Source organism: Streptomyces sp. GL_140, from assembly GCF_057834465.1.
The window spans coordinates 2,387,051-2,399,962 of record NZ_CM174404.1 but is presented as its reverse complement, the minus strand read 5'-3'; the positions used below and the strand labels follow the sequence as shown (position 1 = coordinate 2,399,962).

Sequence of the window (12,912 nt, the reverse complement as noted above, 5' to 3'; positions counted from 1 at the left end):
CGCAGGCGGCCGCTGCGGACCCGGCTCGCGCTGGCGGTCACGGCGGCGGTCGCGCTGGTCGCGGTCGGGGTGTGCGCGGCGGCCTTCTTCGTCGTGCGCGGCGCGCTGTACGAGCAGCTCGACCTCAGCCTCACCCAGTCGGCCCGTCTCGCGGCCCAGCGCGAACCGGACGCGGGTCCCGGGACCCTGAGCGGGGAGTGCCGGTTCCTGGCGGCGCCCGCCTGCTCCGAGGTGGTGCCGGCCGATCCGGCGCGCGACCCCTCCGCCCCGTACCTGCTGCCGGTGGCTCCGGCCGCGCGGGCCGTCGCGGCGGGCAGGAAGGCCCCGTACTACACCGACATCGTGCACGCCGGGCATCCGGCGCGGATGCTGACCACCGACTACACCAAGGGGCGGGCGCTCCAGGTGGCGTTGCGGGCGGACACCGTCGAGAAGGGCATCGCGGAGGCTGCGTGGTGGCTGGCGCTGGCGGGGGCGGCGGGGGTCCTGCTGGCCGCGCTGCTCGGCCACTGGGTCGCCCGGACCGGTCTGGCCCCGGTCACCCGGATCGCGGCCACCGCCGAGCGGATCACCGCCACCCGCGACCCGCGGCACCGGATCGAACTGCCCCCGCCCGGCCGGGAGGACGAGATCACGCGGCTCGCCGGGAGCTTCAACACCATGCTGGAGGAGCTGGAGCAGTCGGTGACCGCCCAGCGGCGGCTCGTCGCGGACGCCTCGCACGAGCTGCGGACCCCGCTGACGGCGCTGCGGACCAACGCGGAACTGCTGGCGCGGGGGGAACGGCTGACGGCGGAGCAGCGTTCACGTGCCTTGCTGGCGCTGGGACGGCAGCTGCGCGAGGTGACCGGCCTGGTCAACGACCTGATCGAGCTGGCCCGGGACGAGGAGCCGCAGCTGCTGGTGGAACAGGTGCGGCTGGCTCCGCTGGTGGAGCACTGCGTGGGCGCTGCGCGGGCGCACTGGCCGGGGGTGTCGTTCCGGGTCCGGGCGGAGGAGGGCGTGGTGGTGGCGGGGGTGCCGGCACGGCTCAGCCGGCTGCTGTCGAACCTTCTGGACAACGCGGCGAAGTTCAGTCCGGGCAGGTCGGAGGTGGAAGTGGACCTGTCCGCTCCGGGCGGGTGCGCGGAGGTGACCGTACGGGACCACGGGCCGGGGATCGCGGCCGCCGACCTGCCGTACGTCTTCGACCGGTTCTACCGGGCCGGGGCGGCGCGGGCGTTGCCGGGGTCGGGGCTGGGGCTGGCGATGGCGCGGCAGATCGCGCGGGCGCATGCGGCCGAGCTGACCGCCGAGGCGGCTCCGGGCGGGGGAGCGGTGTTCCGGCTGGTGTTCGGGGGTGGGGATGGGGCCGGCTGACGACTGCCCTGCGGGGCTGGTCCCCTACCCACCCTTCCACCGTTCCCCGGGGCTCCGCCCCGGACCCCGCTCCTCAAACGCCGGAGGGGCTGGAATTGGGTCGGGGGAGTGCCTCGGAGGTGGCGATGCGGGGCAAGGCGTACGGGTGGTGGGTGACCAGCCAGGTCAGGAGGCGTTCGCGGACCGCGCAGCGCAGGGTCCAGATCGCGTCGGCGTCATTCGCCGTGACCACCGCGCGGACGAGGACGGTGTGCGGGGTGGTGTCCGTGACGGCCAGGGAGCCGCTGCGGCCGTCCCATTCCGGGATCGTCTTGAGGATCCGCTGGAGTTCCTCGCGCATCAGGTCCACCGGGACGCTGTGGTCCAGGTGCCAGAACACGGTGCCCGTCATCTGCGCGCCGCCGCGCGACCAGTTCTCGTAGGGCTTGCTCGTGAAGTAGGACACGGGCATCGTGATGCGGCGCTCGTCCCAGGTGCGGACGGTGAGGAAGGTCAGGGTGATGTCCTCCACCGTGCCCCACTCCTTGTCGACCACCACCGTGTCGCCGATCCGGACGGTGTCGCCGAAGGCGATCTGGAGTCCGGCGAAGAGGTTGCCCAGTGCGGACTGGGCCGCGATGCCCGCGACGATGCCGAGGACGCCCGCCGAGGCCAGCATCGAGGTGCCGACCGTGCGCATCTCCGGGAAGGTGAGCAGCATCGCCCCGGCGGCCACCACGATCACCGTCGCCGTGGCCACCCGCTGGATCAGCGTGACCTGGGTGCGGACCCGGCGCACGCGGGCCTCGTCCTCGGCGTCGGCCGCGTAGCGCGCGTAGGCGGAGTCCACGACCGCCGTCACGATCCGCACCAGCAGCCACGCGGCCCCGGCGATCAGGACCAGGGTCAGGGCGTGCCCCAACCCGTCCCGGCTGCGGCGCGCCACCTGGAGCAGGGAGGCGGCCAGGACCAGCAGGAACGGCGGCCGACAGCGGCGCAGCAGCCCCCACAGCGGGGTCTCGCTGTGCCGGGCGTCGGCCCGGCGGAGCAGCACGTCCAGCACCCAGCCCGCGAACAGGGTGACGAGCACGGTGGCGGCGACGACGAGGATCGGGCGCAGGAGGGAGTGCGTGTCCATGGATCTCAACGTAACCGGAGGCGGCCCGGCGGAGCTGGCACGATGGGGGCATGAACATCATGCTTTTCCATTCGACCTATGGGCTGCGGCCCGCGGTGTTGGAGGCGGCCGAGCGGCTGCGCGCGGCCGGGCACCAGGTCCAGGTTCCGGACCTCTTCGAGGGACGCACCTTCGAGACCGTCGAGGAGGGCATGGCCCACCGGGACGGGATCGGCCGCGACGAACTGCTCAAGCGCGCGGTGCTGGCCTCGGCCCCGCACTCCGACCAGGGGCTGGTCTACGCCGGTTTCTCCTTCGGAGGTTCGCTCGCCCAGCACCTGGCGCTGGCCGACGAGAAGGCGCGCGGGCTGCTGCTCCTGCACGGGACGGCCGACCTGGAGGACGACACCTCGGTCGACGATCTGCCGGTCCAGCTGCACATCGCGGACCCGGACCCGTTCGAGACGCACGACTGGCTGAACGCCTGGTACCTGCGGATGCGGCGGGCCGGGGCGGACGTGGAGGTCCACCGCTACCCGGGGGCCGGGCACCTGTTCACGGACCCGGGGCTGGAGGACTACGACGCGGAGGCCGCCGAGCAGGCCTGGACGGCCGCGCTCGGTTTCCTCGACTCGCTGTAGGAACGCGCGCCCTCGTGGGGGCACGCGCGAAGACGGGGCCCCGCACGCGGGGCCCCGTCCTCATGTGCGTCAGGCGCGGTACGCCGTCCACATGCTCTTCATGCGGCTGACCTGGCCCGCGGTGAACTGGTACATGCAGGAGTCGTACGTGTAGTCCATGAAGTTGTGGATCGGGTCCACACCGCTCGCGGTGCAGGTGTCACGGCCGGTCGGGCACTCGAAGGCTGCGCTCTGCTCGGCCGGGGTGTCGGAGACAGAGTCGCCGCTGCCCGAGCAGCCGCCCTGGAAGGTGTGGTAGAGCCCGAGCCAGTGGCCGACCTCGTGGGTGGCGGTGTCGCCCTGGTTGTAGTTGGTGGCGGAGCCGCCGGGGATCGAGCTGTTGAGGATGACCACGCCGTCCATCTTGGGCTGGGAGGCGTAGGAGCTGGGGAAGGTGGCCCAGCCGAGGAGGCCGCCTCCGAGGTTGGCGGTGTAGAGGTTCAGCGCGTTCTTGCCGCCCTTGCGCAGGGCGTTCTTCATGTCCTTCTCGGCCTTGGTGCCGTCGGAGACGGTGTACCAGGTGGAGTTGTTCGTGTAGTCGGTCCCGGCGAGGGAGAACTGGAAGCCGGAGTTCACGTTTCCGGTGCCCTGGCCCGCGTAGGCGGCGTTGAGGACCGAGATCTGGCTGTTGATCTGCGCGGCCGTCAGGTTTCCGGCGCTGCCGGAGGTGATGACGTGCACGTACACGGGGATGGTGATGGTGGCCGCGGCGGCGGACGGGGCGGCCTGCAGGCCCTTGTTCTGGGCGTTCACTGCGGCGAGCTTCTTCGCCAGGTCGGCGTTCATGGCCTTGACCTGGGTGTCGGTGAGCTCGTCCGAGTCGGCGGCGTGCGCGTCCTTGGGACGGGCGACGCGGGCGTTGGCGGCGGCGCCGGAGGCCTGCTCGGCGCAGGCCTCGGCCGGGGTCCTGGCGGTGTGGGCGGCGGCGACGGTGGTGGGGGCCGTCAGGGGGGCGAACGCCAGGGTGCCGGCTACCAGGGCGGTGCCCATGAGGCGGCGGCGGAGCAGGGGGGATATGCGGGCAGCAGCGCGCACGTTGACTCCTCGGAGCATGGTGGGGGACGTGAGTGGGGAATCCTCACGCGGCGCCGAGCTTACGTGTGCATGTCATTTGGTCGGCAAGACCTCGGAAGTAAAAGATTTGTTGCGTGTGATGGCGGAGGGGCGCCTCCTGTGCACCAGGCGCCCCTCCGGACAACAGAAATGACAGATGATCAGCGCACCGGCTGGTCCGCCCGCTCCACCTTCTGCGTCCCGTTCAGCGTCCGGTACGAGCGCTCCCAGGAACTCGTCGCGTCCTGGCGGCGCTTGTCGGAGACCACGTAGTAGTCCATCTGGGAACGCTCGGCGGTCACGTCCAGGACGCCGTAACCGTGGGCGTCCATATCCAGCCACTTCACGTGCCGGTTGGCGGTCTTGATCGCCGCCTCCGCGACCAGCGAGGCCGTGTCCGCCGGCACGTGCAGCAGGTCGTCGATGTTGTCCGAGGTCACCGAGGTCACCACGAACTCCACCCCCGCCGACTTCGACCACGGGTAGGTGGCCGCCGTCACCGGGACGTCGTTCGCCCACGCCATGTGGATGTCGCCGGTCAGGAAGACGGTGTTGCGGATGCCCCGGTCCGTCAGGTGGCCCAGGAGCTCCCGGCGGTCGTCGGTGTACCCGTCCCACTGGTCCGCGCTGATCGCGATCCCGCCCTTGGGCAGGCCCAGCAGCCCCGCGAGCGGCTCCAGCAGGTGCGCGGGCAGCGCCCCGAAGGCCACCGGCGAGATCATCACCGAAGTGCCCACCAGCTTCCAGGTCGCCTGGGAGCCCGCCAGCCCCGCCTTCAGCCAGTCCAGCTGGGCCCGCCCGGTGATGGTGCGCTCCGGGTCGTCCACCTTGCCGCTGCCGATGCCCACCTGCTGCGACCGGAAGGTCCGCAGGTCCAGCAGGTGCAGATCGGCCAGGGTGCCGAAGCGCAGCCGGCGGTAGACGGTGCCCTCGGTGGAGGTGCGGACCGGCATCCACTCGAAGTAGGCGCGGCGGGCCGCGGCGGCGCGGGTCGCGAAGTCGCCCTCGGTGGCCGGATCGTGGTTCTCGGCGCCGCCGGACCAGCTGTCGTTGGCGATCTCGTGGTCGTCCCAGATCGCGATGATCGGGTGGGCCAGGTGGAGGGCCTGGAGGTCCGGGTCCGTCTTGTACTTGCCGTGGCGGGTGCGGTAATCGGCCAGGGTGAGGATCTCGTGCAGCGGCGCGTGCTGGCGTACGACGTACTTCGCCTCGGGGAAGCCGCCGGTCTTGTACTCGTAGATGTAGTCGCCCAGGTGCAGGACCGCGTCCAGGTCGGCCCGCGCGGCCAGGTGCCGGTACGCGGAGAAGTAGCCGGACTCCCAGTTCGCGCAGGAGACCACGCCGAAGCGGACGCCGGGGGTGGTGGTCTCGGCGGCGGGGGCGGTACGGGTCCGGCCGGCCGGGGAGACGGTGCCCCCAGCGGTGAACCGGTACCAGTAGGCCGTCTGCGGCCGCAGTCCCCGTACGTCGGCCTTGACGGTGTGGTCGGAGTCGGCGCTCGTGGTGACGGAGCCGCGGGCCACCACCTTGGAGAAGGCCTTGTCCTCGGCGATCTCCCAGTCCACGACGGTGGCCGGGCCCGCGCCGGAGCCCGGTACGGCCGCGGCGGTCGGGGTGACGCGGGTCCACAGCAGGATCCCGTCGGGCAGCGGGTCGCCGGAGGCCACGCCGTGCAGGAAGGCGGGGGCACCGGCGGCCGCGCCGGACGGCGCGCTCTGCGCGGCCTGCGCGGTGCCGGTGCTCAGCGCGGTCATCGGGACGAGGGCGGCCGTGGCCGCGGCACCCAGGACGACCGTGCGGCGGTTCGGGGTCGACGGGGAAGTCGACTCCGAGGCAGGAGAGGAGAGTTGACTGGTCACGGACGGCCACATTACCGACGGGTATCCGATTCGGACAGACGTCTGAAAGCAACGGGCGGGCGAACTCTCGGAGTTCGCCCGCCCGTCGGTGGTCCAGCCGCGGAATCAGCCCGCGATGGCCTTGTCGATCGCCGTCGTGAACGCCTCGGGCGTCTGCGGCAGCGGGTCGATCTTCTTGCCGTCCATCTTCAGCGTCGGCGTGCCCGTCACACCGCTCTTGTCGAAGGTCTTGGACATCTCCAGCGCCCACCGGTTGTACGTGCCGTCCTCGACGGCCTTCTTGAACTCGGCGTTGCCCTTGAGCGCGGGGACCTGGTCCGCGATCGACAGGAGGACGTCGTCCTTGGCGAACTTGTCGTCCTTCTCCTCCGGGTGGTTCGCCGCGGAGTAGAGGGCCGTCTTGTACTCAAGGAACGCCTCGGGGCTGACGTTCAGCGCGGCGCCCAGCGCGCTCAGGGCGTTCTTCGAGCCGCTGCCCGGGATGCCCTTGTCGAGGAAGGTGGCGCCGATGTACTGGATCTTGTACTTGCCGGCGTCGATGTCCTTCTTGACCTGGGGGCCGACCGTCTGCTCGAAGGTGGCGCAGACGGGGCAGCGCGAGTCCTCGTACAGCTCCAGGGTCTTCTTGGCGTCGGCCTTGCCTATGACGACGGTGGTGCCGTTCTCGCCCGTGGTGTTCTTCGGCGCGACCACGTCGGCCTTGGCGGCCGCGTCCCACTCGCCGGGCTTGTTGGCCTGCACGACCAGGTAGCCGACTCCGCCGGCCAGCGCGAGGGCGGCGGCGACGCCGGCGGCCACGAACACCTGGCGGCGGACCTTGGCCTTCTTGGCGTGCGCCTCGCGCTCGGCGCGCAGCCGCTCGCGGGCGGCGGCCTTGTTCGCCTGGCTGTTGCGTGAGCTCATGATGATCTCCGTGGGGTCTGGCTTCGTCCGGAAGCCGGGTGAAAGGGGGGACTGCCCTGCGTGCGTCAGGCGCGAGCGAGCGCGCCGAATGCGCGAGGGGGTCCCCGCCGTCCCACGGAATGTGCGGGGAACCGGGTACGGGCCCCCGTGCGGGCGAGCGCCGGCCGCGGCGTGCGCGGCGCCGAGCCGAAGGCCGTGGCCACCCGGGCCGAGGCCAGGCGCAGCGGCCGGAAGGCGCAGGCGGCGGCCGCGTCGAGCAGCCGGCCCAGCGCCCGCTCCCCGTGCCGCAGCCACACCGAGGCGACCAGCCCGACGCACACGTGCGCGCCCAGCAGCAGCCACGGGGTCCACGCTCCGGGCGCGGCCAGCAGCGCGGCCGCGTCGGCGGAGCCGCCGCCCACCTGGGTCAGCGGTCCGCCCACCGGGGTGCCGCCGCACAGGTCGGCCAGGCCGAGGGCGCGCAGGGGGCCCGACACGGGACCGCCTGCGGGCCCGTAGCAGAGGTGCTGGCCCGCGGTGAAGACGGTGTCGGCGGCCAGCTCCAGGGGCACGAGCAGTCCGGCGATGGGGCCGAGGCCCCGCTCGCGTCCGGCCAGGGCGTAGGCGATCGCGAACACCGTGGCGAAAGCCCCTCCCACCAGGGCGGGAGGCAGCGGCACCTGGGACATCAGGACGTGCGAGCCGGCCGAGAGCAGCACGACGAGCGCGCTGAACAGCGCGGCCCGCAGCCCTCGTAGCCCTACCCCGGATATGCCCATCGCCGCGAGTGTGCCATGAGTCCCTGTGAGGGAGGGTCGCAGGTCCCGATTGAAGACCGAACCATCCCCTTTGGGTGGATTACCGGTTCTGGCGCTGGTTCAGGACGTGCCCGTTGCGGAAGAGGTCCACGAAGATCTGGTGGTCGGCGCGCGCCCGGGTCCCGTAGGCGTGGGCGAAGTCCACCAGCAGCTCCGCGAACCCCTCCTCGTCGGCGGCGATGGCCGCGTCGATGGCCCGCTCCGTGGAGAAGGGGACCAGCGTCTGGCCGCTCTCCTGCTCGTCGGCCGCGCCGTGCATGGTCGCCGTCGCCCGGCCCAGGTCCGCGACCACGGCCGCGATCTCCTCCGGATCGTCCAGGTCCGACCAGTCGAGGTCCACCGCGTACGGGGAGACCTCCGCCACCAGCTGCCCCGAGCCGTCCAGCTCGGTCCAGCCCAGCAACGGGTCGGCGTGCGCCTGCAGGGCCCGCTGGGAGATCACCGTGCGGTGGCCCTCGTGCTGGAAGTAGTCCCGCACCTCCCGGTCGGTGATGTGCCGGGACACCGCCGGGGTCTGCGCCTGCTTGAGGTAGATCACGACGTCGTTCTCCAGGGCGTCGCTGTGCCCCTCCAGCAGGATGTTGTACGAGGGCAGGCCCGCCGAGCCGATGCCGACGCCGCGGCGGCCCACCACGTCCTTGACCCGGTAGGAGTCGGGGCGCACCAGGGACTCGTCCGGCAGGCTCTCCAGGTACCCGTCGAAGGCGGCGAGCACCTTGTAGCGGGTGGCCGCGTCCAGCTCGATGGTCCCGCCGCCGGGGGAGAAGCGGCGCTCATGGTCCCGGATCTCGGTCATCGAGTCGAGGAGGGCGAAGCGGGTGCGGCGGCGGGCCGCGCGCAGGGCCTCCAGCAGCGGGCCTTCGGCCGTGTCCAGGGTGAAGGAGGGGACCTCGTCGTGCTTGGCGCCGGTCGCCAGCTGGTGGATCCGCTCCCGGTAGGCCGCCGCGTAGGTCCGCACGAGCCCGCTGATCTGCTCGTCGCTGAGCGCCTTGGTGTAGCCGATCAGGGCGACGGAGGCGGCGAAGCGCTTGAGGTCCCAGGTGAAGGGGCCGACGTAGGCCTCGTCGAAGTCGTTGACGTTGAAGACCAGGCGGCCGTTGGCGTCCATGTAGGTGCCGAAGTTCTCGGCGTGCAGATCGCCGTGGATCCACACCCGGCCGGTGCGCTCGTCCAGGTACGGGCCGCCGTGCCGCTCGCGCTCCAGGTCGGAGTAGAAGAGGCAGGCCGTGCCCCGGTAGAAGGCGAAGGCGGAGGCCGCCATCTTCCGGAACTTGACCTGGAAGGCGGCTGGGTCGGCGGCGAGGAGCTCGCCGAACGCGATGTCGAACACATCCAGTATCTGCTCGGCGCGCTGTTCGTCGGTCGTCTCGGGTACCGCCATGGCGGGTGCCTCCTGGTGGCGCTGGGTCGATCGCGTGCTGGATCGGATTTCGGACACTGTCCTTGGCTCTGCAACGGATGACCGTACCGGTCGGTGCCCGGGATCTGTCACCCGGCCGACGTAGACTTCAGGGCTGCCACACTCTCTCCCCGCCGGAGGATCCCCACCGTGTCCAAGACGCCGTTCACGCACTTGCACGTCCACACCCAGTACTCCCTGCTGGACGGTGCCGCGCGGCTGAAGGACATGTTCAATGCGTGCAACGAGATGGGCATGTCGCACATCGCGATGTCCGACCACGGCAACCTCCACGGGGCGTACGACTTCTTCCACACCGCGAAGAAGGCCGGAATCACCCCGATCATCGGTATCGAGGCATATGTCGCCCCGGAGTCCCGGCGCAACAAGCGCCGCATCCAGTGGGGCCAACCCCACCAGAAGCGCGACGACGTGTCCGGTTCCGGCGGTTACACCCACAAGACGATCTGGGCGGCGAACTCCACCGGCCTGAACAACCTCTTCCGGCTGTCCTCCGACGCGTACGCCGAGGGCTGGCTCACCAAGTGGCCGCGCATGGACAAGGAGACCATCTCCAAGTGGTCGGAGGGCCTGATCGCCTCCACCGGCTGCCCCTCCGGCGAGCTCCAGACCCGGCTGCGCCTCGGCCAGTTCGACGAGGCCCTCAAGGCCGCCTCCGAGTACCAGGACATCTTCGGCAAGGACCGCTACTTCCTGGAGCTGATGGACCACGGCATCGAGATCGAGCGCCGGGTCCGCGACGGGCTGCTGGAGGTCGGCAAGAAGCTCGGCATCCCGCCGCTGGTGACGAACGACTCCCACTACACCTACGCCAGCGAGGCCGGCGCCCACGACGCCCTGCTCTGCATCCAGACCGGCAAGAACCTCTCGGACCCGGACCGCTTCCGCTTCGACGGCACCGGCTACTACCTGAAGTCCACGGACGAGATGTACGCCATCGACTCCTCGGACGCCTGGCAGGAGGGTTGCGCCAACACGAAGCTGGTCGCGGACCAGATCGACACCGAGGGCATGTTCCAGTTCCGGAACCTGATGCCGAAGTTCGACATCCCGGACGGCTACACCGAAGTCACCTGGTTCCGCGAGGAGACCATGCGGGGCATGCAGCGCCGCTACCCCGGAGGCATCCCGGACGACCGGATGAAGCAGGCCGAGTACGAGATGGACACGATCATCTCGATGGGCTTCCCCGGCTACTTCCTCGTGGTCGCCGACTTCATCATGTGGGCCAAGAACCAGGGGATCGCGGTCGGCCCCGGCCGAGGCTCCGCGGCCGGCTCGATCGTCGCGTACGCCATGGGCATCACCGACCTCGACCCGATCACCCACGGTCTGATCTTCGAGCGCTTCCTGAACCCCGAGCGCGTCTCCATGCCCGATGTCGACATCGACTTCGACGAGCGCAGGCGCGTCGAGGTGATCAGGTACGTGACCGAGAAGTACGGCGCCGACAAGGTCGCCATGATCGGCACCTACGGCACCATCAAGGCCAAGAACGCGATCAAGGACTCCGCGCGCGTCCTGGGCTACCCGTACGCCATGGGCGACCGCCTCACCAAGGCCATGCCCGCCGACGTCCTCGGCAAGGGCATCCCGCTCTCCGGCATCCTGGACCCGCAGCACCCCCGCTACGGCGAGGCCGGCGAGATCCGCGGGATGTACGAGAACGAGCCGGACGTCAAGAAGGTCATCGACACCGCCCGCGGCGTGGAGGGCCTGGTCCGCCAGATGGGCGTGCACGCGGCCGGCGTGATCATGTCCAGCGAGACGATCACCGACCACGTACCGGTCTGGGTCCGCCACTCCGACGGCGTCACCATCACCCAGTGGGACTACCCGAGCTGCGAATCGCTCGGCCTGCTGAAGATGGACTTCCTCGGCCTGCGCAACCTCACGATCATGGACGACGCCGTCAAGATGGTGAAGGCCAACAAGGGGATCGACATCGATCTCCTCGGCCTGCCGCTCGACGACCCCAAGACCTTCGAACTGCTCGGCCGCGGCGACACCCTCGGCGTGTTCCAGTTCGACGGCGGGCCCATGCGCTCCCTGCTGCGCCTGATGAAGCCCGACAACTTCGAAGACATCTCCGCCGTGTCCGCCCTGTACCGGCCGGGCCCGATGGGCATGAACTCGCACACCAACTACGCCCTGCGCAAGAACAAGCAGCAGGAGATCACCCCGATCCACCCCGAGCTGGAAGGGCCGCTCGAAGAGGTCCTCGCCGTCACCTACGGCCTGATCGTCTACCAGGAGCAGGTCCAGAAGGCCGCCCAGATCATCGCCGGGTACTCACTCGGCGAGGCCGACATCCTGCGCCGCGTGATGGGCAAGAAGAAGCCCGAGGAACTGGCGAAGAACTTCGTGATCTTCGAGGCAGGCGCCAAGGAGAAGGGCTTCAGCGACCAGGCGATCAAGGCCCTGTGGGACGTCCTGGTCCCCTTCGCCGGCTACGCCTTCAACAAGGCGCACTCGGCCGCGTACGGCCTGGTCTCCTACTGGACCGCCTACCTCAAGGCCAACTTCCCGGCCGAGTACATGGCCGGCCTGCTCACCTCGGTCAAGGACGACAAGGACAAGTCCGCGATCTACCTGAACGAGTGCCGCCGCATGGGCATCAAGGTGCTCCCGCCGAACGTCAACGAGTCGGAGCCCAACTTCGCCGCCCAGGGCGACGACGTGATCCTCTTCGGCCTCACCGCCGTGCGCAACGTCGGCACCAACGTTGTCGAGTCGATCATCAAGACCAGGAAGGCCAAGGGGAAGTACTCCACCTTCCCCGACTTCCTGGACAAGGTCGAAGCCGTCGTCTGCAACAAGCGCACCGTCGAATCGCTGATCAAGGCCGGCGCCTTCGACGAGATGGGCCACACCCGCAAGGGCCTGGTCGCCCACCACGAGCCGATGATCGACAACGTGGTCGCGGTCAAGCGCAAGGAGGCCGAGGGACAGTTCGACCTCTTCGGCGGAATGGGTGACGAGACCGCGAGCGACGAGCCGGGCTTCGGCCTCGACGTCGAGTTCTCCGACGTCGAGTGGGAGAAGGCCTACCTGCTCGCCCAGGAGCGCGAGATGCTCGGCCTCTACGTCTCCGACCACCCGCTCTTCGGCCTGGAGCACGTCCTCTCCGACAAGACCGACGCCGGAATCTCCCAGCTCACCGGCGGGGAGCACGGCGACGGCGCCGTCGTCACCATCGGCGGCATCATCTCGGGCCTCCAGCGCAAGATGACCAAGCAGGGCAACGCCTGGGCCATCGCCACCGTCGAGGACCTGGCCGGCTCCATCGAATGCATGTTCTTCCCCGCGACCTACCAGCTCGTCTCCACCCAGCTGGTCGAGGACACCGTGGTCTTCGTCAAGGGCCGCCTGGACAAGCGCGAGGACGTCCCCCGGCTGGTCGCCATGGAGATGATGGTCCCCGACCTGTCCAACGCCGGGACCAACGCCCCCGTCGTCCTCACCATCCCGACCGTCAAGGTCACCCCGCCGATGGTGACCCGGCTGGGTGAGATCCTGCGCCACCACCAGGGCAACAGCGAGGTGCGGATCAAGCTCCAGGGGCCGCGCACCACCACCGTGCTCCGCCTCGACAAGCACCGGGTCAAGCCCGACCCGGCGCTCTTCGGCGACCTCAAGGTGCTGCTCGGGCCGTCCTGCCTGGCCGGCTAGCCGAGGACGCGCGAAGAACGCGGGAAGGGCCCGCCCCGGTCGACCGGGGCGGGCCCTCCTCATGTCCGCACGG

General features: G+C 70.4%; 9 protein-coding genes. 3 read left to right on the top strand and 6 right to left on the bottom strand.

The genetic code is table 11. The features are described 5' to 3' along the window. Nucleotides 1-12: 12 nt before the first annotated feature. Entirely contained in the window at nucleotides 13-1,359 is a 1,347-nt protein-coding gene (locus tag AC3IYJ_RS11255; RefSeq protein WP_489402777.1) for a sensor histidine kinase, read from the top strand. Nucleotides 1,360-1,432: 73 nt separating this feature from the next. Here AC3IYJ_RS11255 and AC3IYJ_RS11250 read toward each other — a convergent pair whose 3' ends face one another. Then, nucleotides 1,433-2,476 carry a mechanosensitive ion channel family protein gene (locus AC3IYJ_RS11250; protein ID WP_489401167.1) on the bottom strand — a complete coding sequence of 348 codons (1,044 nt, stop codon included), beginning with the start codon at nucleotides 2,474-2,476 and terminating at the stop codon, nucleotides 1,433-1,435. A 50-nt stretch (nucleotides 2,477-2,526) separates the two neighbouring features. On the opposite strand from AC3IYJ_RS11250, the gene AC3IYJ_RS11245 reads away from it, so the two are divergent. Further along, the gene (locus tag AC3IYJ_RS11245; protein ID WP_371615460.1) at nucleotides 2,527-3,096 is read left to right on the top strand and encodes a dienelactone hydrolase family protein; all 570 of its coding nucleotides are present in this window, start codon (nucleotides 2,527-2,529) and stop codon (nucleotides 3,094-3,096) included. A gap of 69 nt (nucleotides 3,097-3,165) precedes the next feature. Here the strand turns inward: AC3IYJ_RS11245 and AC3IYJ_RS11240 are convergent, their stop codons facing one another. The 5 genes from AC3IYJ_RS11240 to AC3IYJ_RS11220 form a co-directional block, all read right to left on the bottom strand. Continuing rightward, nucleotides 3,166-4,125 (bottom strand): zinc metalloprotease, encoded by a 960-nt coding sequence (locus AC3IYJ_RS11240; protein WP_489402776.1) that lies wholly within the window; start codon nucleotides 4,123-4,125, stop codon nucleotides 3,166-3,168. A gap of 224 nt (nucleotides 4,126-4,349) precedes the next feature. Then, nucleotides 4,350-6,059 (bottom strand): alkaline phosphatase D family protein, encoded by a 1,710-nt coding sequence (locus tag AC3IYJ_RS11235; RefSeq protein WP_489401166.1) that lies wholly within the window; start codon nucleotides 6,057-6,059, stop codon nucleotides 4,350-4,352. A gap of 93 nt (nucleotides 6,060-6,152) precedes the next feature. Beyond that, nucleotides 6,153-6,950: a DsbA family protein gene (locus AC3IYJ_RS11230; protein WP_489401165.1), complete on the bottom strand. Its 798-nt coding sequence runs from the start codon at nucleotides 6,948-6,950 to the stop codon at nucleotides 6,153-6,155. A gap of 65 nt (nucleotides 6,951-7,015) precedes the next feature. Beyond that, a complete protein-coding gene (locus tag AC3IYJ_RS11225; protein WP_489401164.1) occupies nucleotides 7,016-7,708 on the bottom strand; it encodes a hypothetical protein in 693 nt (230 codons plus the stop codon). 79 nt (nucleotides 7,709-7,787) lie between these two features. Further along, nucleotides 7,788-9,128 carry a DUF2252 domain-containing protein gene (locus tag AC3IYJ_RS11220; RefSeq protein WP_489401163.1) on the bottom strand — a complete coding sequence of 447 codons (1,341 nt, stop codon included), beginning with the start codon at nucleotides 9,126-9,128 and terminating at the stop codon, nucleotides 7,788-7,790. Nucleotides 9,129-9,296: 168 nt separating this feature from the next. Between AC3IYJ_RS11220 and dnaE the strand changes: the two genes are divergently transcribed. Continuing rightward, a complete protein-coding gene (gene dnaE / locus AC3IYJ_RS11215; protein ID WP_489401162.1) occupies nucleotides 9,297-12,839 on the top strand; it encodes a DNA polymerase III subunit alpha in 3,543 nt (1,180 codons plus the stop codon). The last annotated feature ends 73 nt before the right edge of the window (nucleotides 12,840-12,912 follow it).